The following is a 25,022-nucleotide window of genomic DNA, read 5'->3' as shown; positions in this document are numbered from 1 at the left end:
CTGGTATCTACTCCCATTCGAGAGCTCCTGTCTTCCAAGCGTAGGCGAAACCGATGATCAATTCGAACAGGAAGATCATCATCGTGACCCATCCGGCCCATCCGGTAAGGTCGAGGCTGACTGCCCACGGAAACAGGAACGCCGCCTCGAGGTCGAAAATGATAAACAGGATCGCGACGAGATAGAACCGCACGTCGAACTGGCTGCGAGAATCTTCGAACGCGGGAAAGCCGCATTCGTATTCGGTCAGCTTGTTGGCGGTCGGATTATGCGTACCGGTCAGGCGCGACACGCCCATCGGCAGGAATACGAACGCCGCCGACATTGCCAGCGCGATGGCCAGGAAAATCAGGATTGGCAAATATTGGCTTAGGTCGACCACGCTAATGCCTCGTTTGGGTGCCGGACGCCATTAGGGGCTGAATCGGCACGGATTACATGTATGGCGCGCCCTAGTCCCCTGCCCCCGATGGTGCAAGGGGTCGCGCCGGTAAAATCCTCCCCGAATGGACCCGTTCTGTTCAGGCTTTCCTGATCTGGGCCGCCAGCGTCTTGCTGATCTTCTTGCCGTAGGGCGGTTTCAGCCCGGCCAGACCCGCCACGTCGATCTTGCTCTGGCTGTAAACCGAGCGCGCGTGGCTGAATTCCCGAAAGCCTTCCGGCCCATGATAGGAGCCAATGCCCGAGGGGCCAACCCCGCCGAACGGCAAATCTTCCATGGAAATGTGAAAAATCACATCGTTGACGGTAACGCCGCCGGAAATCGTTTTCCGGAGCACCTGCTCGCGCTCGCCGCTGTCCTCACCGAAATAATACAGGCCGAGCGGGCGGTCGTTACGGTTGATGTGGTCGATCGCCTCGTCGATGCCGTGATACGTCATCACCGGCAGGACGGGGCCGAAGATTTCTTCCTGCATGGCGGTCATGTCCGCAGTTACGTTCCGCAGGATCGTCAGCGGCATCTTGCGCGAATTGGTATTGGAGAAATCCTCCTGCGCCGGATTGACCTCGACCACCTCCGCACCCTTGGTCCGGGCGTCTTCGACAAGGGCCTTCAGCCGGTCGAAATGACGGTCGGTCACGATCGAGGTGTAATCGTCGTTATCGAGCAGCGTCGGATACATCGTGCTGGCACTGCTGCGCACCGCGTCGACCGCTTCCTGCTCCTTGTCCTGCGGCACGATCATGTAATCGGGCGCGAGGCAGATCTGCCCGGCGTTCATCATCTTGCCCATCGCGATCCGCTCGCCCGCCTTGGCAAAATCGGCGCTGCGGCCGAGCACGACCGGCGATTTTCCGCCCAGTTCCAGCGTGACCGGCACAAGGTTGCGGCTGGCCGCCTCCATCACCTTGCGCCCGGTGGCGGTCGAACCGGTGAACACCAGATGGTCGAACGGCAGGAAGGAAAACGCCTGCGCCACCTCCGGGCTGCCAGTAATTACGGCGACTTCCTCGGCTGCGAAATATTCGGCAACGAGCTGCGCGGTGAGCTCGGAGGTCGCTTCGGTGAATTCACTCGGCTTGATCATCGCGCGGTTCCCCGCCGCCAGCACCTGCATCAACGGCCCGAGCGACAGATTGACCGGGAAATTCCACGGCGACATGATCCCGATCACGCCCTTTGGTTCGAACCGGAGTTGCGCCTTGGCTCCCAGCAGGCCGAGCGGGAACTGGACCTTGCGCTTTTCAGGCTTCGCCCATTTGTCCATGTGCTTGAGGCAGTATTTGCCGAAATTCACCGTCGAGGCGATATCGGTCAACATACTCATCGGCACGCTGCGGTTGCCGAAATCGGCGCTCATGGCCTTCGCCAGATCGTCGCCGTGATCGACCAACAGGGCAATCGCCCGCTTCACCCGGTCACGGCGCAGCGCCTGCGCTTCGGGCCGCGCGGCGGTGAAGGAAGCTCGCTGCTGGGCAAGAATTTCTTCCATCTCGCTTTGCTTATTATCTGCCACAGTTCACTCCGTCCAATGTTGGCCGCGTGTTTCTGGCCGTTTGATTTTGGTGCGTTGCAGCACTACATGTCTGCACGAATAGCACATGCTTCATCAAGAAAGGCAAGCTTCCCTTATGTCCGTATTCTCCGCCTCCGACCCCGTCGTTATCCTGTCCTATGCGCGCACCCCGATGGGCAGCATGCAAGGCGCCCTGTCCGATGCCTCCGCAACCGAATTGGGCGCGACGGCAGTCAAGGCCGCGGTCGAACGTGCCGGTGTCGCAGGCGAGGATATCGACCGGATCTACATGGGCTGCGTATTGCCGGCCGGACTTGGCCAGGCCCCTGCCCGCCAGGCCGCCTTGAAGGCAGGCCTGCCCAAGTCGGTCCAGGCGACCACGGTCAACAAGGTGTGCGGTTCGGGCATGCAGACGGTGATCATGGGTTCCGAAGCGCTTGCCGCGGGCAGCGTGGACACGGTTATCGCGGGCGGCATGGAAAGCATGACCAACGCGCCGTACTTACTGAAGAAGCACCGCTCCGGCGCGCGGATCGGCCATGACACCGCTTATGACCACATGTTTCTCGACGGCCTGGAAGATGCGTACGAGGAAGGCCGCGCGATGGGCACCTTCGCGCAGGCGACGGCGGACGAGTACCAGCTGACCCGCGAAGCGATGGACGAATATTCGATCGAATCCCTCCGCCGCGCGAACGCCGCCATTTCCAGCGGTGCGTTCGCTGATGAAGTCGTGCCGGTCACGATGTCCACGCGCGGCGGCGACGTGGTGGTCGATACCGACGAAGCGCCCGGGCGCGGCAAGCCGGACAAGATCCCGACGCTGCGCCCCGCCTTCGCCAAGGACGGCACCATTACTGCCGCCACCTCCAGCTCCATTTCCGACGGTGCCGCCGCCATCGTGCTGACGCGCGAGAGCGTTGCGACGGCAAAGGGCTACACCCCGCTAGCCCGGATCGTCGCCAGCGCGGCGCATGCGCAGGAACCTGCCCAATTCACCGTCGCCCCGATCGGCGCGATCAACAAGGTCTTGGAAAAAGCCGGTTGGTCGGTGGACGATGTGGAATTGTGGGAAGTCAACGAGGCCTTCGCTTGCGTCGCAATGTTCGCGATGCGCGACATCGGCATTCCGCATGACCGGATCAACGTGAACGGCGGCGGCACCGCTCTCGGCCATCCCATCGGAGCCAGCGGCACCCGCATCCTGGTGACCCTGCTCAACGCTTTGAAGCAGCAGGGCAAGAAGCGCGGCATCGCCAGCCTGTGCATCGGCGGCGGCGAAGCAACTGCGGTTGCCGTGGAACTGGTCTGATCCGTCTGCCGGGGAGCCTCAGGGTTCCCCGGCGCCCCAGATGCGGTCCTGCTCGATCCATCCGGCATGCCCGGCTACGTCGATCTCGCACCAGCCCGCTTCGCAATCGCCCAGTTTTCCGACAACGCCCGGCTCCGCGTTCCATTTAAGCCTGGCGCTGGCGGTTGCCGCATCGCGGATCGGGGCCAGCCCGTCACCCACCACCACCGCACCGCGTGCGAGGCTGAGCAGATTGCTCGATACCCAGCCGCTGGTGCCTTCCGAATCCTCGATCAGCCGCCACCTGTCGACTACGCGGACGACTTTCACCGGCAAGCCTTCGCGGCGATAGACCCATTCGATGCGGTACTGCATGCTCGGCCCGACCCGCATGTTCAGCTCCTCGGTGTTGATCGAAGCCCAATACGGTACCTCCCGGTCCTGCGCGGAAGCCGGGGCAGCGAAGGTCAGCAGCAGCCCAAGCGCGAGAAATGCGCGGGTGAAGCCAGCGATTTTGAAGGTCGGGATTCGCAAGATCATCGCGGGTCTATACAGCGCGCCGGCGCCGCGCTTCAAGCGGTAAGCCGGAGACAATGTCCGCAATGGGACAGCACCAATTCTGGCGCAAATCCCGTTACGACAGCTTGACCCGCCGCCCTGTCCGGGCCTAGCGCTGCGCCATGTCCAAAACAGTTTCTCCCGGTGCAGGCAAGCCCGCTCGCCGCCGCGACGGCACTCCGCGCGTGATCGTCACCCGCCACCTGATGCCGGCGGTCGAAGCGCGGATGGGCGAATTGTACGACGCGCAGCTGAACTCCGAAGACACGCCCTTCACCCGCGAACAGCTCGCCGCCGCGATGCAGGATTGCGACGTGCTGGTGCCGACCGTCACCGACCGGATCGACGCGGAATTGATCGAGGGCGCGGGGGACCGCCTGGGCCTGATCGCCAGTTTTGGAGCCGGGACGGATCATATCGACCTCGCCGCGGCAAAACGGCGCGGCATCATGGTGACCAACACGCCGGGAGTATTTACCGACGACACCGCCGACCTGGCGATGGCGCTGATCATCGGCGTCCCGCGCCGGGTGCGCGAAGGCGTTGCGTTGGTCCGGCGCGGCGAATGGACCGGCTGGGCTCCGTCGGCCATGCTCGGGCGGCAATTGGGCGGCAAGGTGCTCGGCATCCTCGGCATGGGACGGATCGGGCAAGCCGTGGCCCACCGCGCCAAGGCATTCGGCCTTCACATCGTCTATCACAACCACCACCGGCTGCCGCAGGCACTGGAAACGATGTTCGCCGCGGAATATGTCGACACGCTGGACGAACTGGTGGCCATGTCGGACATCCTGACGCTCCATTGCCCGGCAACCCCGCAAACCATCGGCGCGATCGACGCGGCGCGGATCGGCGCGATGAAGCCCGGCGCCTGCCTGATCAACACCGCGCGCGGTGATCTGGTGGACCAGGAAGCCTTGATCGCGGCGCTGCAATCGGGTGCACTCGCCGGCGCTGGGTTGGACGTCTATCCCGGCGAGCCGGACGTCGACAAACGCCTGCTCGCCCACCCCAACGTGATGACCCTGCCGCACATCGGCAGCGCCACGATGGAAGGCCGCGAGCGTTCGGGCGAGAAGGTGATCGCCAATATCCGCTTCTGGGTCGATGGGCACCGCCCGCCCGACCAGGTGCTGGAAGGGTTGGTTTGAACGCGTCTGGCGGCGCGTTTCCGCCGCCGCCACCCCAACCCGATCAATCCCCGGTCAAAATCCGCTCGACCAGTTCCTTCACCGACGGGGTGTAATTGTTGGAATAGAACGGGTCCTGCTTGAACCGGTACGCAGCATGGCCCGCGAAGGCCAAATTCTCGTCCGTGTCGCCGCCATGGGCGATGTCCTGCAGGGTTTTCTGGATACAGAAGCTGCGCGGATCGGCCAGGCGGCCGGTGGTGTAATCGTCATGGTCTTTCCACGCCGAAAACGCGCAGTGCGACAGGCAGCCCATGCAATCCTTCTGGTCCTTGCGGATGGTGTCGCGGCTGTCGGGCGTCACATAGACGATGGTGTCGTCCGGTGTCTTCAACGCCTCGGTGAAACCTTCCCCGAACCATGCGCGTGCACGGTCCAGGTCCTTGGGCGTGACCCAGAAGTTCTTACCCCGAACGCCGACATCCAGCTGGACGGTATGTTCGCCCGCGGCAACCTTGGAGTAGGGAATCTGCCGCTCCGACCGGTGGATCAGGTCCCACAGGAACGGGTTCTTGACCGCGGAGGAATAGAACCCCGTCGGCGAAAATTTGTGTAGCAGGACATCGCCCGGCTCGACCGTGCGGAGCATGTCCTTCCACCCTTGCGGGATCGGGCTTTCACGGGTCAGCAGCGGACGGGTGCCGAACTGGAATGCGATCTGGCCCAGTTCCGGATTGTCGATCCAGTTTTCCCACTCGCGCAGGAACCACACGCCGCCGGCCATGACGATGGCGGTCTCTTCCGACACGCCTTCCTTGCGCATCGTCTCGCGCAGCGCGGCGACGCGCGGATAGGGGTCTTCCGGCTTGGTCGGATCTTCCGCGTTGGACAGGCCGTTGTGCCCGCCCGCCAGCCACGGATCTTCGTAAACCACCGCCGCCATCAAGTGAGGCACCTTGTGATACGACCGCTTCCACAAGGCGCGGAATGCGCGCGCGGAGCTGACGATCGGGAGATAGTGCACGTTGTAATGCTGGGCGATTTCCGCCAGCTTGTAGGGCATACCTGCGCCGCAGGTGACGCCGGTCACCATGCCCTTGGTCCGTTCCAGCACGCCCTCGAGCACCGCCTGCGCGCCGCCCATTTCCCACAATACGTTGATGTTGATCGCGCCGTTGCCGCCGGACATTTCGTGGGCGCGCTTCACCTGGTCCACCGCGCCGTCGATGGCATACTGGATAAGCTGCAGGTGGCGCTCCTTGCGGGTCAGCGCGTCGTAAACTTGCGGAACGATCTTGCCCTCGGCGTCGTAACTGTCCGCGTTGACCGCGCTGACGGTACCGATGCCGCCCGCTGCGGCCCATGCACCGGAACTCGCGTGATTCGTTGCCGAAACGCCCTTGCCGCCTTCGATCAGCGGCCAGACTTCGCGCCCACCGTAATTGATGGGGCTTAAACCTTTGAAACCCATTACGTCACAGTCCTGTCTCTGCGGTCAATTGCCCGCATTTCCTGCCCCGCTAGGCGACCCCTGGCACGGCTTGATTTCACTCGGTTCCGGTCTCGTAGCCGCTGCCTTGAACTGTGCATAGTACCCCGCGAGTTCGGGGGCATCCCTGAAAGCGACCAGTTCAAAGCCGACCTGCCGGAATTCGCACGACAACAACAACGGGTCGATCCCGTGCTGGTCGGTCGGCCGGTCAACATCCACTACTATCACTTGTCCGCCTTCGCGCAAAGCCGGCCATAGCCGCCAGAGGAACGCGTAAGGCTCGCGAACTTCGTGATACATGTGGACGAGAAATATGCGGTCGAAGCTATCTTCCGGCAAGCGCGGATCGTCACTTTCGCCCGGTTTGATCGAGACATTGTCGAACCGCTGCCGTTCGACCCGGCGGGCCAGTCGCTCCAGCGCCTCGCGGTCGATATCCTGCGCCAGCACGCGGCCGGATTCGCCAACCCGGTCGGCCAGGCGGACGGTGTAATACCCCTCGCCCGCACCGATATCGGCGACCGTCATGCCCGGCTTGATCTCGGCCAAATCCATGACCTTCTGCGCCTCACCCGCCGCGTCGCGCGCGGTTTCGGTCGAGAACTGGTTCGCGCCCAGATCCGACACGGGCCGGTCCGCTTGCGGGAACTCGAGCGAAGTTTCGGGACGGTCGGACCGGTTTTCGGCGGGCTGGCATGCGGATGTGCCGAGTAAAGCCAGCGCCCAGACAGCGCCATGCAGGCTGCTTGTCCAGGCTATCATTCCACGTCCTCCACCTCGACCTTATCGCCTGTAACCCGCTGCGCCAGGGCGGCGGAGATGAATTCGTCAATGCCGCCGTCCAGCACCGTATCCGGGCTTGGGGATGTTACGCCGGTGCGCAGGTCCTTGACCATCTGATAGGGTTGCAGGACGTAGCTGCGGATCTGGTGGCCCCAGCCGATCTCGGTCTTGTCCTGATATTCCCCCGAGGCAACCGCTTCGCGCTCCGCCATTTCTTTCTCGAACAGGCGCGCTTTCAGCATGTTCATCGCGGTCGCACGGTTCTTGTGCTGGCTGCGGTCGTTCTGGCTGGCAACCACGATGCCGCTTGGCTGGTGGGTTATGCGTACGGCGGAGTCGGTGGTGTTGACGTGCTGTCCGCCCGCGCCGCTGGCGCGGTAGGTGTCGATCTTGAGGTCGCTCTCGTTGATCTCGATGTCGATGTCATCGTCGATCACCGGGTAAACCCAGACCGAACTGAAACTGGTATGGCGCTTGGCCGCGCTGTCGTACGGGCTGATGCGGACCAACCGGTGGACGCCGCTTTCGGTCTTGGCATAACCATAGGCGTTCTCGCCCTTGACCAACAGCGTGACGGACTTGATGCCTGCCTGGTCGCCGCCGTGATAGTCGACGATTTCGACCTTGTAGCCGCGGCGGTCGGCCCAGCGGCTATACATCCGCTGCAGCATTTCGGCCCAGTCCTGGCTCTCGGTGCCGCCAGCGCCTGCGTGAATTTCGATATAGGTGTCGTTACCGTCAGCCTCACCCGCCAGCAGCGCCTGCACCTTGTCGGCGTCGGCGCGCTCGGCGAGCTTCTTGAGGCTGGCCATCCCCTCGGCGGCGATATCGTCATCGCCTTCCGCTTCGCCCATTTCGACGAATTCGACCGCGTCGGCCATCTCGGAGGAAATCTCGCGCACGGTCCCGATCGCGGCTTCGAGCCGGCGGCGTTCGCGCATCACGGCTTCGGCGTCCTTGGGATTATCCCACAGCGTCGGGTCTTCCACCCGCGCGTTGAGTTCGTCCAGCCGCCGCAGCGCCCGTTCCCAGTCGAGCGACTGGCGCACCAGCGCCAGCGCCGCTTCGATCCGTTCGATATGGGCCTGCCCTTCGGCACGCATGGTCAAATTCTCCGTTGGATATGGCCCGCCCGCTTAGCGGACATGTCCTGATTGTAAAGGATAGCAAATAGTGTCGCGGGTCGGGGGAGGCTAGTACAGCCCGCCCTGCTCTTCGGCAAAATTGCTCGCTTCCGCAGGTTGCGCGGACTGGCGGCGGGATTCGTCGGCCGCCCTGCTGCCGCGGCGGATGAGCGCGAGGATTTCCTTGCGGCGGTTCTCGACCTCGTCCTGACGGGTCCGGCGCGGAGGCTCGGTGTCGGGCTTGAAGGCTTCCCAGATCACCGCGGCCTTGGGGTCGTCGCTTTCCCCGCCCGCAAATACGCGCTTGCCGGATACGCGGTCGATCCGCACCATCCGGATGCCCTTGGGCGCCGGAAACGGATCGCTGCTCCACCGGTCCTTGGTCGCGAGCACGAAGTTCTTGAAGATCGGCGCAGCGGTGTTCCCGCCCTGGACATAACCGCCCATGTTGCGCGGCTTGTCAAAACCGAGATATGTCCCGGCGACGAATTCCGGCGTTCCGCCCACGAACCAGGCGTTGGTCGGGCCGGTGGTGGTGCCGGTCTTACCGAACACCGGCAGGTCGAGATCGCGCAGCCGGGTAGCGGTTCCGCGGGTCACGACGCCCTGCAGCATATGCACCGTCTGGAACGCGGTGCGCGGGTCCATGACCTGCTTGCCGGCCGGACCAAGTCGCGGCATTCCCTTGCCGTTCCATTCGGGCATGTTGCAGCCGGTGCACTTGCGCTTGTCGGCGCGCCAGATGACTTTCCCGCGCCGGTCCTGCACGTAATCGATCACGCTGGGCGGTTGCTGGCGACCCTGGTTGGCGAGCGCGGAATAGGCGTTGACCATCTTGATAACGGTGGTGTCCCCCGCGCCCAGTGCGAAGGCAGGATACGCGGCATAGCTGCCGATGCCCACGCGTTCGAACGTCTTGATCACGTTGGGCATCCCGGCATCCATCGCAATGTGGACCGTCATCAGGTTGCGCGACTGTTCCAGCCCCCAGCGCATCGTGTGGACCCCGCCGCCGCCGCCGCCGAAATTACGGAAGCATTTCTCGCCAAGGTTCGCGCCCTGGTAGAAACAATAGGTCTGGTCGGGAATTTCGGTCGCCGGAGTCATGCCGTTGTCGAGCCCGGTCGCATAGACGAACGGCTTGATCGTGGAACCCGGTTGGCGTTCCGCCTGCGTGGCGCGGTTGAAGGAACCGAGGCGGCTGTCGAACCCGCCCTGCATCGCCAGCACGCGGCCGGTCTGCGGGTCCTGTGCCACGAAACCGCCCGACACTTCCGGAACGGTCCGAACGTTGTAGGTGCTGCCGCTGGGCGATGCCGCGATCACGTCGCCGGGCTTCAGCGCGTTGGGCATCCCGGATAGCGGCGCAGTCGTACCGTCCGCAAAGCCGATTGTGCCCCTCGAACCGTCGCGCTCGGTCACTACGCCGACGCGCCAGTTCTTGTAATTGATGCCGAGGTAGGAACTGGCAAGCTGCTGGGTGAGGCTGCCGTCTTCTTCCTTCAGCGTCGCCAGCGGCCCGGTCCAGCCGCGGTTGCCGTGAAAGGCGAGCATGCCCGAGCGCAAAGCATCGCGCGCGGCGACTTGCAATTCCGGATCGAGCGACGTCCGCACCCACAGCCCGCCGCCATAGACACTGTTCTTGGATGTTTCCGCGGTTTCGCCGAATTCCTCGATCAGCTGGCGGCGCACTTCCTCGAGGAAATAGCCTGCATCAACCGATCTGGTGTCGTCCTTGGGCGTGACCAGGCCGAGAGGTTTGCTCTTTGCTGCCGAAGCTTCCGCCGCGGTGACGAAGTCGTTTTCCACCATCTGGTCGAGCACGAAATTGCGCCGTGCCATCGCCACGCCGGAATTCTTCTCGCGGCTGTAGGTTTCCGGCGCCTTGGGCAGGATCGCGAGGAAGGCTGCCTCGTGCAATTCCAAGTCGCCGACATCCTTGTCGAAATAGGCCCGCGACGCCGCCTGCACGCCGAAGCTGCGGCGGCCGAGCGGTATCTCGTTAAGGTACAGCTCGAGGATCTGCTGTTTCGTCAACACCCCCTCGATCCGGCGGGCCAGCAGCATTTCCTTCAGCTTGCGGGTGACCGAATATTCGTTGGTCAGCAGGATGTTCTTGGCGACCTGCTGGGTGATGGTGGACCCACCCACCGCGCGTTCATCGGAACCGAGCTTGGTGACATAATCGACCACCGCGCCGGCAAGGCCGCCCGCATCGATACCGCCATGGCTGAAGAAGGTCTTGTCCTCCGCCGCCAGGTACGCCTCGACCAGTTGCACGGGGAAATCAGGATATTGGAGCTGCACCCGGCGTTCACGCGCGTAGGAATGGACAATTCCGCCATCGATCCCGCGGACCACGGTGGGCAGCGGCGGCTCGTAATCCAGCAAGGTGTTCGCGTCGGGCAGGCCGCGCGCGAGCAGCGCCCACGCCAGGATGAGCAGCGCCAGCATTGCACCGCCCGCGATCACCGCCCAGCGGAACAGCCGGCGCTCCCGCCATTTAGCGGCGAACCACGCAGCGGCGCCGCTGGTGTCGCGGCGGATCCTGTAGCGGAAATATTCGGAAGTTGATTGCTGGGCCATGATCGGTCGAAGCCTTTAGCACGGAGATTCTGTCGGAAGCCAGAACGATTGCAGCCAAATCACCGGTGCGCTTACGTCTGGAACTTTTGAAGGAATGATTTTCAGTTGCCCGCTTGTCTGGCGAAATACACCCTCACCGCCCGCGCCATCGTATCGGCAAAACGGCTGCGGCCTTCCGCGGAAGCAAGCCTTTCGGCGTCCATCGGATTGTTGATGTAGCCTGCTTCGTAAAGGATCGAGGGAACATCCGGTGCGCGCAGCACCACCAAAGCGGCAGACCGGCGCGGCTGGGGGTGGAAGGTCAGGACCCCAGCCCCTTCGCGCACGATCAGCCCCGCGAATTCGGAGGAATCCTGCTGCACCCGGCGCTGGGACAGTTCCACCAGGATCGCGTTCACATCGTCGCTCTGTCCGCCCAGCACCACCCCGTTGACCATGTCGGCGCTGTTTTCCCGGGCGGCAAAGCGCGCCGAGGCCTCGCTCGATGCCTCGCTTGACAGCGTATAGATGCTGGCCCCGCTGGCTGCGCTTCCTTCCGCGGTTGAATCGGCGTGAATCGACAGGAACAGGTCCGCATCCAACCGGCGGGCAATCTCGAAGCGTTCTTCCAATACCAGGAACTTGTCGTCGCTCCGGGTCAGGGCGACGCGGATTCCGCCTTGCTGCACAAGCCGGTCACGCAGCGCCGTCGCCAGCGCGAGCACCAGGTCCTTCTCGCGGTATCCACCGTTACTGGCCCCGGGATCCTTGCCGCCATGGCCAGGATCGATCACCAGCAACGGGCGGCTGGTGTCATTCGGTCCGTAAACCTGCGGCAGGTCGACCGGCTTGCCCGCCTCCGGCAGCGCGATCCGCAACACGTAGTCCGGGATCGGCTGCGCGGAGGGGATGATACGGCCCGCGGCATAAAGTCCGCCAACCAGCAAAACCGGCGCGAGGAAGATCAGCCATATCTGTGTGCGACGTGCCATTGCGCTGCGCTGTTACGATGGAGCTGTGTTACTTGGCAACTGATTGGGGCGCCGGGGCGTACGATAGCGCAACCCGAAAGATAAGCCGCGCAATATGGTTGCTCATCGTATGACGCGGTGCTAGCTGCGTCTTACCGGATATTTGCTCATCCAAGCTCGCGACTGTGCCACAGGCACAATATGGGGCGAAGGGGCACCCGGAAACGGCAGCGGGCCAATTGTCCAATGCCTCCACAGGTTGATGCATAGATGAGAAGCCTCCCCCCAATTCCCAGCGAACAGCCACAGCGCTGCGTCGGGGCTTGGGCCAGTCAGGCAGCGCAACACATGCGCATTCCCACATTTGCAGACACATCACCCCGGACCGCGGCGAAGTTTCGCCCGGGCCGGTTACAAATCGCCGCTCGTCCCGTCGGGGCCAGCGGTATTCACACAATAACGCGTATCCCTCTGGCTAGGATGATCCTCGATCACGCCCCGCCCGGACGCGTCTGGAGAAATATCAATGGCAACGCGCATGCTAATCGATGCGCGCCACTCGGAAGAAACCCGGGTGGCGGTCCTCAAGGGCAACCGAATTGAAGAATTCGATTTTGAATCCGCTGAACACAAGCAGATCAAAGGCAACATCTACCTCGCCAAGGTAACCCGGGTCGAACCATCGCTGCAGGCGGCTTTCGTCGACTTCGGCGGCAACCGTCACGGCTTCCTGGCGTTCAGCGAAATCCATCCGGATTATTACCAGATCCCGAAGGAAGACCGCGAGGCGCTGCTGGCTGAAGAAGCCGAAGCCGCCGAGGAAGAAGCGGCCCTGCGTGCAGCGGACGAGGACGAGGGCAACCTGCCCGGTGACGAATACGACGCCGAGGACGAATCCTCCGAATCCCTGATCGAAGACCTTGCCGAAGACGGTCTCGAGGAAATCGACACGTCGGAGAAGGATTCCGTCGCTACCATCGAAGAAGGCCAGATGGATGGCGACGATGAAGACAGCGACGAAGACGACGACAGCGAGGAAGAAAGCGAAGACGACAGCAACCGCCGCGGCGGACGCGGCCGTGGTCGTGCGCGGGGCCAGAAGGGTCGCCGACAGGGCGGCAACGGCAAGCCGAGCCGCGCGAAAGCAGTCGACGAAGCCCGCGCCAAGCGGATGGCACTTCGCCGCCGCTACAAGATCCAGGACGTAATCCAGCGCCGCCAGGTGCTGCTGGTCCAGGTCGTCAAGGAAGAGCGCGGGAACAAGGGCGCCGCCCTGACCACCTATCTCAGCCTCGCTGGCCGTTACACCGTGCTGATGCCCAACAGCAGCCACGGCGGCGGGATCAGCCGCAAGATTTCCAGCTCCGGCGACCGCAAGCGCCTGAAGGAAATCGTTTCCGATCTCACCCTGCCCAAGAACATGGGCCTGATCGTGCGGACCGCCGGACTTTCGCGCACCAAGCCCGAAATCAAACGCGACTTCGATTATCTCGCGCGCGTCTGGGATGAAATCCGCGAACGCACGCTCGGCTCCAGCGCGCCGGCCCTGATCCATTCGGACAGCGACCTGATCAAGCGGGCGATCCGCGACATCTACAACCGCGAAATCGAAGAAGTCGTGGTCGAAGGCGAGCAAGGCTACAAGGCCGCCAAGGAATTCATGAAGCTGCTGATGCCCAGCCACGCGCGCCGGGTAAAAGCCTATTCGGACCCCGTGCCGCTGTTCCAGCGCTACGGCGCGGAAGACCAGCTCAGGGCGATGTACGATCCGGTGGTCCAGCTCAAATCGGGCGGTTACCTGGTTATCAACCCGACCGAAGCGCTGGTGTCGATCGACATCAACTCGGGCCGTTCGACCAAGGAACACGGGATCGAGGCTACCGCGACAGCTACCAATCTCGAGGCAGCCCGCGAAATTGCCCGCCAGCTGCGCCTGCGCGACATGGCCGGCCTGGTGGTGATCGATTTCATCGACATGGAGTACAACCAGAACGTCCGTAAGGTCGAACGCGCCATGAAGGACGCGCTCAAGAACGACCGTGCGCGCATCCAGGTTGGCCGGATATCCAGCTTCGGCCTGATGGAAATGAGCCGCCAGCGCCTGCGCACCGGCGTGCTCGAAGCCACCACCCGCGATTGCCCGCATTGCGACGGCACCGGCCTGGTCCGCACCGCTTCCAGCGCCGGACTGTCAGCCCTGCGCCTGATCGAGGACGAAGCCGCCAAGGGCCGCGGTACGATAATCACCCTGTCCGCCAGCACCGAGGCGGCGATCTATATGCTCAACGCGAAACGTGCCGATCTGAGCGAGATCGAGCACCGTTACGGGGTCACCGTCGAAGTCATGCCGGAAGGCGAGGACGAAGGCGCCAAGATGAGCGTCGCCAGTTCCGGGCCCCGCCCGACCGAAGCGCCGAAATTCGAACCGATCGTGATCGAAGAGGATGACGAGGAAGAAATTCCGGAAGACGATTACGCTGACGAAGACGACAGCGATGATCGCGGACGCGGCGATCGCGGCCGTAATGACCGCGGTGATCGAGGCCGGGGCCGTCCTCAGGCGGACAACGACAGCGACAGTGATGGCAGCGACGAAGATGGCGACGGCCGTCCGCGCCGCCGCCGCCGTGGCGGCCGGGGCCGCAAGCGCGCAGGCGGTGAGAACCAGGGCCAGGACCAGGGTGACAACCAGAACGCCGGCCGCAGCGACAATGACGACGCGGATTCCGACGATCGACCGCAGCAGGGCCAACCGCGCTCCGCTTCGGATGATGACGGCGAGGAAAAGCCCAAGAAGCGTCGCCGCCGTGGTGGCCGTCGTCGGCGCGGTCGTGGCCGCGGCGAAGGTGAAGGCGAAAACGGCGCCGAGAACGGTTCCACCGAGGGTGCTGAAAACCTCGCGGATGTCTCCGAGCAGATGCAGGACGATATTGCGGTCGTAGCGGGCCCCGAAGGAACACCGGAAACTGCGGAAGCGGCTGCGGACGAAAAGCCCAAGCCGAAACGCCGCTCGCGTGCGAAGAAGGCACCCGAGGGCGCTCCCGAAGCGGAAGCGGATGCAACCGTCACAGAGGACAAGCCCAAGCCGGCCCGCCGTTCGCGAGCCAAGAAGGTAGCGGAGGAGGCGCCTTCGGAACCGGCTGCGGACGCACCGGCTACAGAAGCACCAGCCGCTGGCGATGCTCCTGCCGAAAAGCCAAAGCGGCGTCCGCGGGCGAAGAAGGCGGACGTTGCCGCTACCGAAGGCGAAACGGAAGCTCCGGCAGAGGTCAAACCAAAGGCCAAGGCAGCGCCAAGGTCGCGTGCCAAGCCAGCGGTGAAGCCCGAGCAGGCAACCGTTCCGAAGACGGCAGCGCCCAAGACAGCAGCGAAATCCGCTGAACCGGCCCCTGCAGAAGAAAGCGAATCCTCCGGCCCGCGCAAGAGCGGCTGGTGGCAGCGCACCTTCGGGTAAGCTCCGACCCATCCGAGAAAAAGGCCCCCTGTCCAACCGGACAGGGGGCCTTTTTCATGCTGGGGTCAGCAGCGGTTAGCGGCGGGACAGCCGAAGGTGCCCAGCCCCGTGAGACCTACTCGGCAGACGAAGTGGCAGCGGCGGCCTTGAGCCGCATGCGGCGGTTACGCTGCACGATGTTCAGCGCCTCCACCCCGACCGAGAAGCCCATTGCCGCGTAGATGTAGCCCTTGGGTACATGGAAACCGAAGCCGTCGGCGATCAGCACTAGGCCGATCATCACCAGGAACGCCAGCGCCAGCATGACCAGTGTCGGGTTCTTCTCGACGAAGTTTGCCAGCGGATCGGCCGCCACCATCATTATGCCAACGGTGATGATCACCGCCGCGACCATGATCGGCACATGATCCGTCATGCCGACGGCAGTCAGGATCGAATCGACCGAAAACACGATGTCGATGGCGATTATCTGCGCGATGACCGCGCCAAAACTGGCCGTCGCGGCAGCGGCGATACCCGGCGTCTTGTCGAGCAGATCGCCCGATGGGTCTTCCGGTTCCATCGAATGATGGATTTCCTTGGTCGCTTTCCACAACAGGAAGAAGCCGCCGGCCAGCAGGATCAGGTCACGCCCGGAGAAGGCTGTCTCGAAAGTCGCATCGCCATATTCGTTGGGCGTACCCTGCAGGCCAAGATCGAACAGCGGCGTCTGCAACGTCACGATCCAGCCGATCAGCATCAGCAGGCCGATCCGCATCACTAGCGCGAGCGCCAGTCCGATCCGCCGCGCTTTCGAACGCTGGTGCTCCGGAAGCTTGTTCGACAGGATCGCAATGAAGATGAGGTTGTCGATGCCGAGAACGACTTCGAGGGCGATCAGCGTCAGGAGCGCCAGCCACGCGGCCGGGTCACTGAGAAGGGCAAGAATATCCATGCCGCGCCTATTGCCGAACACTAAACCAAAGAACAAGCGCCAGAATGCGCGGCGCCCTTCCCAAGTCTTGCGGGAACCGGCATCATGCGCACCGACGAGAGGATTTGCCATGCCCGAGATTTTCCGCACACCCGACGACAGCTTCGCCGCCCTGCCCGGTTATCCGTTCGCGCCGCACTATTACGAGCTACGCGAAGGCCTGCGGGTCCATTATGTCGACGAGGGACCACGCGATGCGACCCCGGTGCTGATGATGCACGGCGAGCCGAGCTGGAGCTATCTCTACCGCAAGATGATCGGACCCGTGGTCGATGCAGGGTACCGGGTGATCGCGCCCGATCTGATCGGTTTCGGCAAGTCGGACAAGCCGACCGACAAATCGGTTTTCACCTACGCCGGCCATGTCGCGTGGATGCAGGAATGGTTCGAGGCATTGGCGCTCGATAACGTCATCCTCGCCTGCCAGGACTGGGGCTCGCTGATCGGGCTGAGACTGGTGGGCGCCATGCCGCAGAAATTTTCCGGCGTGGTGCTGTCCAACGGCGGCCTTCCCGCCGGGCAGGACCCGCCGAAGGCGTTCGCGGCATGGCGCACCTTTGCCAAAGTCAGCCCGGTATTCCCGATCGGAGGGCTGATCCAGAAGGCGACCAAGACCGAATTGAGCGATGCCGAAGTGGCCGCTTACGACGCGCCCTACCCCTCCCGCGCCAGCAAGGCGGCCGCGCGGGTGTTTCCCGCGCTGGTGCCGTTCGGCACGAACCCCGCGGTGCCCGACCAGTTGGCCGCGTGGGAAGTGCTCGAAACCTTCGAGAAACCCTTCACCTGCTGCTTCAGCGACGGCGATCCGATCACCAAGGGCGGCGACGCGCCGTTCAGGGAACGCGTGCCCGGCGCGAAACACACGCTCCACCGCACGCTGAAAGGTGGGCATTTCATCCAGGAGGACGATCCCGAAGGATTCGTCGCGGCGATCCTCGATACGGCCAGACTTGCAGGGGTTTGATCCGCAGCCCGCCGCGCAGGATTTGGCTATCCCTGACGGCGGACAGGGCGACGGGGCTTTGATCGCCTGCCACTCTTCCTGGCAGAAAAATGCGCAACGGCGCGCTCGATGGCTGCGGCAACCTGTCCAAGGTCGGCGGCGAGCGCATCATACTGCTCAGCCTCCGGCAGCTTCGCATAATCGTGGATCTGCCCCATCGACAGGCCGACCCGAAGGGTTCCCGCCCACTCGCCGCCGGGGTTGCGCACGCTCTTGACCGGCTGCCCGAGACGGACACCGGCCATAGCCAGCGCGCGGTGCAATTCCTCCGCATCGGCAAAGGTCTCGCCGCACGGGATCGCACTGATATCCAGCGTGGCAAGCGTGAGCATTTCGCGGGGGTGCCGCAGCGCTTCCTCCTCCGCTTCGCCGGGATAGGGCGGCACCAGGCTGAAGGCGAAGGGCACCAGCAAGGTGTTCGCCAGCGCCTCCTGAAACAGCAGGATCACCCGCTCCACCGCCTCGCGCCGCAGGGACTGGAACCGCTCGAGTTCGAAAATCGACGCTTCCAGCCGGAGGGCCAGCCCCGGATTGTCGGTCCCTGGCAGGATATTGGTGCCGGGCCAGCGAGCGGGCCACTCCGCCCGGCGGAAGATGGTCGCAAAGCCGGCAGGCAGCGGCGCGGCGGCTTCCATCATGGCAGCTGGCACCAGGGCAAATCCGCTGAACGGCGGGCCGCCCATGAACTTCGAACCGGTGAGGAAGACCATTGCCCCGCGCGCGATATAGTCCCGCACCGCCGCGCTGGAAATGCGCGCTTGGCACGCATCGACCACCACCGTGAAGGCATCGCCGAACTCCGCTTCCAGCCGGTCCAAATCACTCGATTGCGGCAGGATCAGTCCGGTCTTCGAACCGTGCACGACATGGATCAGGGCGTGCTTGCCTTCGGTGCGGGCCCGCTCGATCTCCATTCGGACCGCATCGACGATTTCGCCGCCGGTGCGCGCCCGCCCATCGGCGCAGCGCACCGGGATATCCGCGAGGGTGACCTGTTCAAGTCCCTCGACTACCTTGCCTGCCTCCGCGGCGAAACCGGTCGCGGTTTCGCCCGCAAAATAGCGGCCGTTCGCCGAATGCAGGCAGCCCCGCCCCACTTCATCCGCGCCGAGCAGCACGTTGTGGATGCCGCCGGACTGGCGGTGCAGAACCGCGGCCAGCGCGACATATTCAAGGTCGGTACCAGACGGTGCGAACACGATCCGGCATTCAGCGCCCAGCCCATAAGCTCGGTGGATGCGTTTGTTTAGCGACGCGAGGCGGCGCGCATAATCGCCAACTCCCTGCTCGACGATGGCGGTGACATGGCGAAAGGCCTCGGGACGGATATCGTTCGCGGTGGAAGAAGCAAACGCAAGAGCCCGGCGTGGATACGGCGCCGACATGTAGCGGTTCAGTGCAGTTTTCGAATCGAGCACGATTCGCCCGTCACCGCCGCTCGCCAACAATTCGATGGCCAGCCTTGCCGAAGGCGTAAGTTCGGCGTCAATGTCCCACGGCGTTGCTTTCATGCGTGAATAACTCGTAATTGTACTTTGAATTTACTTCTAGCATTTTTAGATGTCGCGTCGAAGTCACCCGAGGTTACCGAATTGTCGAAAAAAATCGTGCCCCTGAAGATCACCGATGCTGCGAAGCGCAACCTGCGCATCATGTTCATCGCGAAGCACGCGCTGGGGGATGGCTCGCCGCACCCCGAAGACGGTAATCACGCGGTCTATCATCACGAGACGCGGTCGATCCTGGAAGATCTGGGGCTGAACCTGACGTTGGCCAACAGCTTCGACGTGCTGTTCGACAAGCCGGACGTGGATTTCGTCTTTCCGCTGCTCAACCGAGCGGGTTTCTTCAATTCGGAAATGCTCGGTCCGCTGCTGTGCACCCGCCACGGCATCCCGTTCCTCGGCGCGAGCCCGATTTTACGCGGACTGGCGGATGACAAGCACTTGGCGAAGCGCGCCTGCGTGGATGCAGGGGTGCCCACTGCGCCCTGGGCGATATACCGTCGCGGCGCCCCGGTGGACGAAGCGAAATGCCCCCGCGCCGAGCGCTACGTGATCAAGCCGAACGCGTCCTCCGCCAGTTGGGGGGTCCACGACGCGGCCGACTGGTCCGGTGTCCGCGCGGCGATCGAGGATATCCACGAGGACCGTCACGACGCGATCGTGGAACCGTTCCTGACCGGCAGCGATGTCGAGGTGCCGGTGATCACGATCGGCGATCCGGTGATCCTGCCGATGTTGATCTTCCGGCAGGCCGACCCCGATCACTTGCGCACCTATGCGGAAAAGCGCGACCTGGTGGACCGGAGCCAGAAATACTCGCTCGATCCGTTCGTCCAGCCGGAAATGTCCGCCACAATCGAGGAGTACACCCGCAAACTGTGGGGAGAATACCGGCCCTTCGATTATGGCCGCTTCGAATTCCGCGTGAACGAAACCACCGGTGAGGTGACCTTCCTGGAGCTCAACCTCAATTGCAACCTGTGGTCGCAGAAGGTTTATGGCCGCGCCGCCGCACTTGCCGGACTGACCCAGTCGGAACTGATCGAAACCATCCTCGCCGAGAGCCTGCGCCGCCAGGGATTGATGGATTAATCCGGAACCCGGGCACCCGCCCAGTCGAACACGCCGCCGCTATCTTTGGGCTCCAGACCGTCCAGCACCCCGAGCAGGCGTTCCGCCGAATGCTGCGGCGTGAACAGCTGCTGGTCCGGAACATTGCCCTGGAAAGGCTCCGACAGCGCCGTGTCGACGGTCCCCGGATGTAGGCCGGCCACGACCGCCAATTTGTGCGTCCGTGCCAGTTCGATGGCGAAGTTCTTCAGCAGCATGTTGAGCGCCGCTTTCGACGCCCGGTATGAATGCCAGCCGCCCATGCGGTTGTCCCCGATCGATCCGACGCGGGCCGACAGGGCGGCGAACACGGCGCGCTCGTCCCGCGAAAACAGCGGCAGCATGTGCTTGGCGATCATCGCGGGGCCAATGGTGTTCAGCAGCAGGACCTGTTGCATCGCGGCGGGATCGAGCTTGCGGTACGTCCGCTCCGGTCCGGTGCCATCGGGTAAGGTGAGAATACCGGTCGCGGCGATCACCAGGTCGGGCGGGCTGCTGGCCATCATCTCCGCCGCGGCGGCAATCGAGGGTTCGTCCGCCAGGTCGAAGGCGAACGGAGTTACCGCCGCGCCAGCGGGGCCGTTGCCGCTTCGTGATCCGGCGTAAATCCGCTCTACGCCGCGCGCCGCCAACGCCTCGCACATTGCCGCGCCGATGCCCCCGCTGGCGCCGAAGATCGCTGCACATCTGGGGTAGTCGGTTCGGCTGGTCATCGGGCATCCTGTCATTTATCGCACGGGTATGTCCACCCCGGTGAGCCCGCGTTATGGATGATGCTTGATCCGCACCACCGGTTCGACAAAACTCAACCCGCAAACCCGGTCCGGCGCACTTGCCCTCGGCGCAATTGACGCTAGATAGACCCTACCACGTCTGGGCACGCAGTACAGAAAGCATCCAAATGGCCACCTTTACCCTTCCCAAGAATTCAAAGATTACTGGAAAGGGTCGTTCGCATCCGGCGAATGGTGCGAAAAACGTGCAGAAATTCAAGATCTACCGCTACGATCCCGACACCGGCGAGAACCCGCGTTACGACGTGTTCGAAATCGACCTCGACGATTGCGGTCCAATGGTGCTGGACGCGCTGATCAAGATCAAGAACGAGATCGACCCCTCGCTGACTTTCCGCCGCAGCTGCCGCGAAGGTATCTGCGGATCGTGCTCGATGAACCTGAACGGCAAGAACGGTCTCGCCTGCACCACCGCGATGAGCGATCTGAAGGGCGAAATCCGGATTACCCCGCTGCCGCACATGGAAGTGATCAAGGACCTGGTGCCGGACTTCACCCATTTCTACGCGCAATACGCCTCGATCCGGCCTTGGCTGCAGACGGTCAGCACCACCCCTTCGGGCAAGGAACGGCTGCAAACGCCAGAGCAGCGCGAGAAGCTGGACGGGCTTTACGAGTGCATCCTGTGCGCCTGCTGTTCGACCGCCTGCCCATCCTATTGGTGGAATTCGGACAAGTTCCTCGGCCCGGCGATCCTGCTGCAGGCCTACCGCTGGCTGGCGGACAGCCGCGATGAAATGACCGGCGAGCGGCTGGACGATCTGGAAGACCCCTTCCGCCTCTACCGCTGCCACACGATCATGAATTGCGCGAATGTCTGCCCCAAGGGGCTGAGTCCGGCCAAGGCGATTGCCGAAACCAGGAAGATGATGGCCGAACGGCACATCTGATCCGTGGCCGAAAGTGACGTAAGCAAAAACCCGGGGTTCTTCGTCTATCGCGAAGACCCGGATATGCCCGGCTGGTTCACCTGGGACCTGGTCGACAATACGCGCTTCAATGGTGCGGTGATGGGCCGCATGTGGACTCGCCGCGAGACCGGTCCGAATGGCGAGCAATGCCGCCTGCGAATGATCCCGGAACGCAAGCACACCAATCTGCAGGAAATGATCCACGGCGCGGTCACGCTGTCGCTGATCGACATCTCGCTGTTTGCCGCCTTGCGCACCCTCGGCGAAGGAAACGCCGAAATGGCGGTGACGCTTGAGCTTTCGACGCAGTTCATCGGCGCAGGCAAAGTGCACCGGCCGCTGGATTCGGTGGTCGAACTCGTCCGCGAAACGGGCCGCTTGATGTTCCTGCGCGGCATGGTGGTCCAGGAAGACCACACGGTCGCCTCGTTTTCCGGCATCATCCGGAAAGCCCCGAAGAAGTGACATCACGGAAGTGAGCGACACTATCTCGCGCTATGATGAACTGGTCGCGGCGGGCGAATTGCGGCCCGACCCCGAACAGCGCGAAGCCGCCCGGAAACTCGCGCGGCTGCGGGAGGAACTCGTCGCCCAGTCGCGTCAGGGGTTTTTCTCGAAGCTGCTCGGCAAGCGCGAACCGCCGCGCGGGGTCTACCTGTGGGGCGGCGTCGGGCGCGGTAAATCGATGCTGATGGATCTGTTCCACGAAGCACTGGCGATCGAGGAAAAGCGCCGCGTGCACTTCCACGCTTTCATGCTCGAGGTGCATGTTCGGCTGCACAAGGAACGCCAGAACGAAACCGGCGACCCGATCATTCCGGTCGCCGCCCGGATCGCCGAGGGCATCCGCTGCCTCGCGTTCGACGAGATGGTGGTCAACAACAGCGCCGACGCCATGATCATGAGCCGGCTGTTTCGCGCGCTGATCGTCGATCACGGGATCACCATCGTCACCACCTCCAACCGCCCTCCGCAGGACCTCTACAAGGACGGGCTGAACCGCGAACATTTCCTGCCGTTCATCGCTCTGATCCAGCAGCGACTGGACGTCGTGCCGCTGAACGGCCCGACCGATTACCGGCTCGAGCGGCTCGGCGGGATCGACAGCTGGTACACGCCCGCTGACGACGCCGCGACCGCGCAGCTCCGCGAAGTGTTCTTTCGCCTGACCGACTATAATCCCGACGATGCCGAGAACGTCCCCTCGGGCGCGCTCGATCTTGGCGGTGGGCGTACGCTCCACGTGCCAAAATCGCTCAAGGGCGTGGCGGTGTTCAGCTTCAAACGGCTGTGCAAGGAAGCGCGTGGGGCGGCCGATTACCTCGCCATCGCCCAATGCTATCACACCGTCATCATCGTCGGCATTCCGGTGATGGGCGCGGAAGACCGCAACGAGGCCGCCCGGTTCGTGACCCTGATCGATGCGCTTTACGAATACCGGGTCAAGCTGTTCGCTTCAGCCGCGGCGGAGCCTCCGGAACTGTACCAGTCGGGTGACGGCAGCTTCGAATTCGAACGCACAGCCAGCCGCCTGATGGAGATGCAGAGCGCCGAATACATGGCGCTGGGCCACGGCAGCGAGGGTTGAAATCCGGCGCGCGGTCACGAAATAACATCCATTCCAGCGGCAACACCCCGCTGAAGAGGATAATACCATGATCGATATCAGGCCTTTCGCTTCGCTCGGAGCCGCCAATCACGGCTGGCTGGACGCACGGCACCATTTCAGCTTCGCCTCCTACCATGATCCGGACCGGATCAACTGGGGCCAGATCCGCGTCTGGAATGACGACACCATCGCCGCGCAAAGCGGCTTTCCACCGCACCCGCACAGCGACATGGAAATCGTCACGTTCGTACGCAGCGGAGCCATCACCCATAAGGATTCGCTCGGCAACATGGGCCGTACGGCTGCGGGCGATGTGCAGGTGATGAGCGCCGGCAGCGGGATCACCCACGCGGAATACAATGTCGAGGACGAGGCCACCACGCTGTTCCAGATCTGGATCATTCCCGATCAGACCGGCGGTGCGCCATCGTGGGGTCAACGCGAATTTCCTCGCGGGGCCCGCGCCGGGGACTGGGAGGTGCTCGCTAGCGGCAACGCCGAACAGGATGGTGCCCTACCGATCCGGGCCGATGCCAAGGTGGTTGCGGCAACCCTCGCGGCCGGGGCCAGCGCGACCTATTCCGCCGATCCTGCGCGCCATCAATATCTCGTCGCACCCAAGGGCCGGATCAAGGTCAACGGGGTCGAGGCCCAGCCGCGTGACGGGATCGCGATCACCGGGGAAACGGAGATTACCGTCGAGGCGCTCGACGATGCCGAGCTGGTAATGGTCGACGCCCGCTGAAACCTTCTGAAATGTGATGGCCGGGCCGGACCCGTCAGGCGGCGTCGGCGAGGCGTTGCTGCGCGGCGGCCAGCCTGGTCATCACTTTCAAATCCTGTTCGCGCAATTGCAGCGCGGCATCCGCCCACAGCTCGGTAATCCGGTTGAGTTCGGACAATTCCAGTTTCCACACCGCCTTGGTTGCACGGCGCGAATTGACCAGCCCGCCATGCCGACGGTCGGACCGCTTGATGAATTCGCGGGTCGCGTCCAGCCCCTGTCCGTTCTCGGCCAGTTGGTGGACAATGCCGAGATCGTACATCTGCTGCGCGCTGTAGGTCTGGTTCGACATGATCAGCCGGTCCGCCATCGCACTGCCGAGCTTGCGGCTGAGCAGTGCGTGCGCACCCATGCCGGGGAACAGGCCGAACATGACTTCGGGCAGGCCGAAGGTCGCGCCGCGTTCGGCAATGATGTAATCGAACGACAGCAGCGCCTCGAAACCGCCGCCCAGCGCCGCCCCTTCAACCAGTCCGATGGTCAGCATCGGGATTTCCAGCGTCTGGATATTGCGGTGGAGGATTTCGCAGCAACGATGGCCGTAATGCACCAGGCCCGTCCGGTTGCGCTCCGCAATCAGCCGGTGGAACAGTGTCAGGTCGCCGCCGAAGCAGAACACGCCCGGGGCGCGGCTGCCCAGCACCAGATAGCGCAATGGGATTTTTCCGGGACCGAAATCCGCCGAAATCAACCTCTGCCAGTTCTCGAAATCGCGCAGCATCGTGGGGGTGAAGCTCGGCCGTCCGGCGGGCCGCATGTAGCTCCACAATGTCTGGAATTCGCCGTCATAAAGAACGTCGAGTTCGTCCAGCGACAATAATTCGTCGGGAATTCCGGCGTGAAGGGAGCTTTCCGCAACGAGGCTTTCCTCGCTGTTGCCGAAGCTCATGACCGAGTTCGCGCTGCTATCCATTTGCTGTCAGATCCCCCTCAAACGCGGTGCCTAACCGTTCCGCTGCGACGCCTCTGCCCTGTTTTATGTGGCCTTTTTTATTATTGAGGGGAAT

The 25,022-nt window shown here is 63.4% G+C and carries 21 protein-coding genes; 9 read left to right on the top strand and 12 right to left on the bottom strand.

What is annotated here, in order from left to right; translation table 11 throughout:
• Positions 1 to 7 precede the first annotated feature (7 nt).
• Positions 8 to 382 carry an NADH-quinone oxidoreductase subunit A gene (gene ndhC / locus GRI65_RS03455; protein ID WP_160755108.1) on the bottom strand — a complete coding sequence of 125 codons (375 nt, stop codon included), beginning with the start codon at positions 380 to 382 and terminating at the stop codon, positions 8 to 10.
• Positions 383 to 521: 139 nt separating this feature from the next.
• Positions 522 to 1,958, bottom strand: coding sequence for a coniferyl aldehyde dehydrogenase (locus tag GRI65_RS03450; RefSeq protein WP_160755107.1), 1,437 nt, complete (start codon positions 1,956 to 1,958; stop codon positions 522 to 524).
• Positions 1,959 to 2,073: 115 nt separating this feature from the next.
• Between GRI65_RS03450 and GRI65_RS03445 the strand changes: the two genes are divergently transcribed.
• Entirely contained in the window at positions 2,074 to 3,270 is a 1,197-nt protein-coding gene (locus tag GRI65_RS03445) for a thiolase family protein (protein ID WP_160755106.1), read from the top strand.
• An 18-nt stretch (positions 3,271 to 3,288) separates the two neighbouring features.
• On the opposite strand, the gene GRI65_RS03440 is transcribed toward GRI65_RS03445, so the two are convergent.
• Positions 3,289 to 3,789 carry an SH3 domain-containing protein gene (locus GRI65_RS03440; protein WP_160755105.1) on the bottom strand — a complete coding sequence of 167 codons (501 nt, stop codon included), beginning with the start codon at positions 3,787 to 3,789 and terminating at the stop codon, positions 3,289 to 3,291.
• A 140-nt stretch (positions 3,790 to 3,929) separates the two neighbouring features.
• On the opposite strand from GRI65_RS03440, the gene GRI65_RS03435 reads away from it, so the two are divergent.
• The gene (locus tag GRI65_RS03435; RefSeq protein ID WP_160755104.1) at positions 3,930 to 4,958 is read left to right on the top strand and encodes a 2-hydroxyacid dehydrogenase; all 1,029 of its coding nucleotides are present in this window, start codon (positions 3,930 to 3,932) and stop codon (positions 4,956 to 4,958) included.
• A gap of 43 nt (positions 4,959 to 5,001) precedes the next feature.
• Here the strand turns inward: GRI65_RS03435 and GRI65_RS03430 are convergent, their stop codons facing one another.
• From GRI65_RS03430 to GRI65_RS03410, 5 genes are all read right to left on the bottom strand, one after another.
• Entirely contained in the window at positions 5,002 to 6,408 is a 1,407-nt protein-coding gene (locus GRI65_RS03430; protein ID WP_160755103.1) for an NAD(P)H-dependent flavin oxidoreductase, read from the bottom strand.
• Between the two features lie 24 nt (positions 6,409 to 6,432).
• A complete protein-coding gene (locus GRI65_RS03425; RefSeq protein ID WP_160755102.1) occupies positions 6,433 to 7,191 on the bottom strand; it encodes a class I SAM-dependent methyltransferase in 759 nt (252 codons plus the stop codon).
• Entirely contained in the window at positions 7,188 to 8,315 is a 1,128-nt protein-coding gene (prfB, locus tag GRI65_RS03420) for a peptide chain release factor 2 (protein ID WP_160755101.1), read from the bottom strand. Before prfB ends, GRI65_RS03425 begins: the two co-directional genes overlap by 4 nt.
• Before the next feature lie 90 nt (positions 8,316 to 8,405).
• Positions 8,406 to 10,922, bottom strand: coding sequence for a penicillin-binding protein 1A (locus GRI65_RS03415; RefSeq protein WP_160755100.1), 2,517 nt, complete (start codon positions 10,920 to 10,922; stop codon positions 8,406 to 8,408).
• A gap of 101 nt (positions 10,923 to 11,023) precedes the next feature.
• Entirely contained in the window at positions 11,024 to 11,893 is an 870-nt protein-coding gene (locus GRI65_RS03410) for an N-acetylmuramoyl-L-alanine amidase family protein (RefSeq protein ID WP_160755099.1), read from the bottom strand.
• A 505-nt stretch (positions 11,894 to 12,398) separates the two neighbouring features.
• Between GRI65_RS03410 and GRI65_RS03405 the strand changes: the two genes are divergently transcribed.
• Complete coding sequence (locus tag GRI65_RS03405) at positions 12,399 to 15,326, top strand: Rne/Rng family ribonuclease (RefSeq protein WP_160755098.1); 2,928 nt, start codon at positions 12,399 to 12,401, stop codon at positions 15,324 to 15,326.
• Between the two features lie 115 nt (positions 15,327 to 15,441).
• Here the strand turns inward: GRI65_RS03405 and GRI65_RS03400 are convergent, their stop codons facing one another.
• Complete coding sequence (locus GRI65_RS03400) at positions 15,442 to 16,260, bottom strand: TerC family protein (protein ID WP_160755097.1); 819 nt, start codon at positions 16,258 to 16,260, stop codon at positions 15,442 to 15,444.
• 109 nt (positions 16,261 to 16,369) lie between these two features.
• Here GRI65_RS03400 and GRI65_RS03395 point away from each other — a divergent pair, with 109 nt between their 5' ends.
• Positions 16,370 to 17,263 (top strand): haloalkane dehalogenase, encoded by an 894-nt coding sequence (locus GRI65_RS03395; protein ID WP_160755096.1) that lies wholly within the window; start codon positions 16,370 to 16,372, stop codon positions 17,261 to 17,263.
• A 26-nt stretch (positions 17,264 to 17,289) separates the two neighbouring features.
• On the opposite strand, the gene GRI65_RS03390 is transcribed toward GRI65_RS03395, so the two are convergent.
• Positions 17,290 to 18,813 carry a hypothetical protein gene (locus tag GRI65_RS03390; RefSeq protein WP_160755095.1) on the bottom strand — a complete coding sequence of 508 codons (1,524 nt, stop codon included), beginning with the start codon at positions 18,811 to 18,813 and terminating at the stop codon, positions 17,290 to 17,292.
• A gap of 81 nt (positions 18,814 to 18,894) precedes the next feature.
• Between GRI65_RS03390 and GRI65_RS03385 the strand changes: the two genes are divergently transcribed.
• Positions 18,895 to 19,899 (top strand): D-alanine--D-alanine ligase family protein, encoded by a 1,005-nt coding sequence (locus tag GRI65_RS03385; RefSeq protein WP_232843901.1) that lies wholly within the window; start codon positions 18,895 to 18,897, stop codon positions 19,897 to 19,899.
• Here GRI65_RS03385 and GRI65_RS03380 read toward each other — a convergent pair.
• On the bottom strand, positions 19,896 to 20,630 hold the full coding sequence (locus tag GRI65_RS03380; RefSeq protein WP_160755094.1) for an SDR family NAD(P)-dependent oxidoreductase: 735 nt from the start codon (positions 20,628 to 20,630) through the stop codon (positions 19,896 to 19,898). The two genes, GRI65_RS03385 and GRI65_RS03380, sit on opposite strands and share 4 nt — an antisense overlap.
• 188 nt (positions 20,631 to 20,818) lie before the next feature.
• Here GRI65_RS03380 and GRI65_RS03375 point away from each other — a divergent pair, with 188 nt between their 5' ends.
• The 4 genes from GRI65_RS03375 (at position 20,819) to GRI65_RS03360 (ending at position 23,976) form a co-directional block, all read left to right on the top strand.
• Positions 20,819 to 21,601, top strand: a complete 783-nt coding sequence (locus GRI65_RS03375; RefSeq protein ID WP_160755093.1) for a succinate dehydrogenase iron-sulfur subunit — start codon at positions 20,819 to 20,821, stop codon at positions 21,599 to 21,601.
• Between the two features lie 63 nt (positions 21,602 to 21,664).
• Positions 21,665 to 22,087, top strand: coding sequence for a PaaI family thioesterase (locus tag GRI65_RS03370; protein ID WP_160755590.1), 423 nt, complete (start codon positions 21,665 to 21,667; stop codon positions 22,085 to 22,087).
• A 10-nt stretch (positions 22,088 to 22,097) separates the two neighbouring features.
• Positions 22,098 to 23,210, top strand: coding sequence for a cell division protein ZapE (gene zapE, locus GRI65_RS03365; protein ID WP_160755092.1), 1,113 nt, complete (start codon positions 22,098 to 22,100; stop codon positions 23,208 to 23,210).
• A 67-nt stretch (positions 23,211 to 23,277) separates the two neighbouring features.
• Positions 23,278 to 23,976: a pirin family protein gene (locus GRI65_RS03360; RefSeq protein WP_160755091.1), complete on the top strand. Its 699-nt coding sequence runs from the start codon at positions 23,278 to 23,280 to the stop codon at positions 23,974 to 23,976.
• A 34-nt stretch (positions 23,977 to 24,010) separates the two neighbouring features.
• Here the strand turns inward: GRI65_RS03360 and GRI65_RS03355 are convergent, their stop codons facing one another.
• Positions 24,011 to 24,928 carry a crotonase/enoyl-CoA hydratase family protein gene (locus GRI65_RS03355; RefSeq protein ID WP_160755090.1) on the bottom strand — a complete coding sequence of 306 codons (918 nt, stop codon included), beginning with the start codon at positions 24,926 to 24,928 and terminating at the stop codon, positions 24,011 to 24,013.
• Between the last annotated feature and the right edge of the window lie 94 nt (positions 24,929 to 25,022).

Source organism: Allopontixanthobacter sediminis, from assembly GCF_009828115.1.
GTDB classification, from domain to species: domain Bacteria; phylum Pseudomonadota; class Alphaproteobacteria; order Sphingomonadales; family Sphingomonadaceae; genus Allopontixanthobacter; species Allopontixanthobacter sediminis.
This window is presented reverse-complemented; position numbering and strand designations above follow the sequence as displayed.

Bases quoted from the DNA above. Each gene is read 5' to 3' on its own strand.
- GRI65_RS03445 (WP_160755106.1), top strand. From the start codon at position 2,074: ATGTCCGTATTCTCCGCCTCCGACCCCGTCGTTATCCTGTCCTATGCG.
- GRI65_RS03440 (WP_160755105.1), bottom strand. From the start codon at position 3,789: ATGATCTTGCGAATCCCGACCTTCAAAATCGCTGGCTTCACCCGCGCA.
- GRI65_RS03405 (WP_160755098.1), top strand. From the start codon at position 12,399: ATGGCAACGCGCATGCTAATCGATGCGCGCCACTCGGAAGAAACCCGG.
- GRI65_RS03355 (WP_160755090.1), bottom strand. From the start codon at position 24,928: ATGGATAGCAGCGCGAACTCGGTCATGAGCTTCGGCAACAGCGAGGAA.
- GRI65_RS03410 (WP_160755099.1), bottom strand. From the start codon at position 11,893: ATGGCACGTCGCACACAGATATGGCTGATCTTCCTCGCGCCGGTTTTG.
- GRI65_RS03430 (WP_160755103.1), bottom strand. From the start codon at position 6,408: ATGGGTTTCAAAGGTTTAAGCCCCATCAATTACGGTGGGCGCGAAGTC.
- GRI65_RS03415 (WP_160755100.1), bottom strand. From the start codon at position 10,922: ATGGCCCAGCAATCAACTTCCGAATATTTCCGCTACAGGATCCGCCGC.
- prfB (WP_160755101.1), bottom strand. From the start codon at position 8,315: ATGCGTGCCGAAGGGCAGGCCCATATCGAACGGATCGAAGCGGCGCTG.
- GRI65_RS03360 (WP_160755091.1), top strand. From the start codon at position 23,278: ATGATCGATATCAGGCCTTTCGCTTCGCTCGGAGCCGCCAATCACGGC.
- GRI65_RS03375 (WP_160755093.1), top strand. From the start codon at position 20,819: ATGGCCACCTTTACCCTTCCCAAGAATTCAAAGATTACTGGAAAGGGT.
- GRI65_RS03435 (WP_160755104.1), top strand. From the start codon at position 3,930: ATGTCCAAAACAGTTTCTCCCGGTGCAGGCAAGCCCGCTCGCCGCCGC.
- GRI65_RS03400 (WP_160755097.1), bottom strand. From the start codon at position 16,260: ATGGATATTCTTGCCCTTCTCAGTGACCCGGCCGCGTGGCTGGCGCTC.
- GRI65_RS03395 (WP_160755096.1), top strand. From the start codon at position 16,370: ATGCCCGAGATTTTCCGCACACCCGACGACAGCTTCGCCGCCCTGCCC.
- GRI65_RS03425 (WP_160755102.1), bottom strand. From the start codon at position 7,191: ATGATAGCCTGGACAAGCAGCCTGCATGGCGCTGTCTGGGCGCTGGCT.
- GRI65_RS03390 (WP_160755095.1), bottom strand. From the start codon at position 18,813: ATGAAAGCAACGCCGTGGGACATTGACGCCGAACTTACGCCTTCGGCA.
- GRI65_RS03370 (WP_160755590.1), top strand. From the start codon at position 21,665: ATGCCCGGCTGGTTCACCTGGGACCTGGTCGACAATACGCGCTTCAAT.
- GRI65_RS03380 (WP_160755094.1), bottom strand. From the start codon at position 20,630: ATGACCAGCCGAACCGACTACCCCAGATGTGCAGCGATCTTCGGCGCC.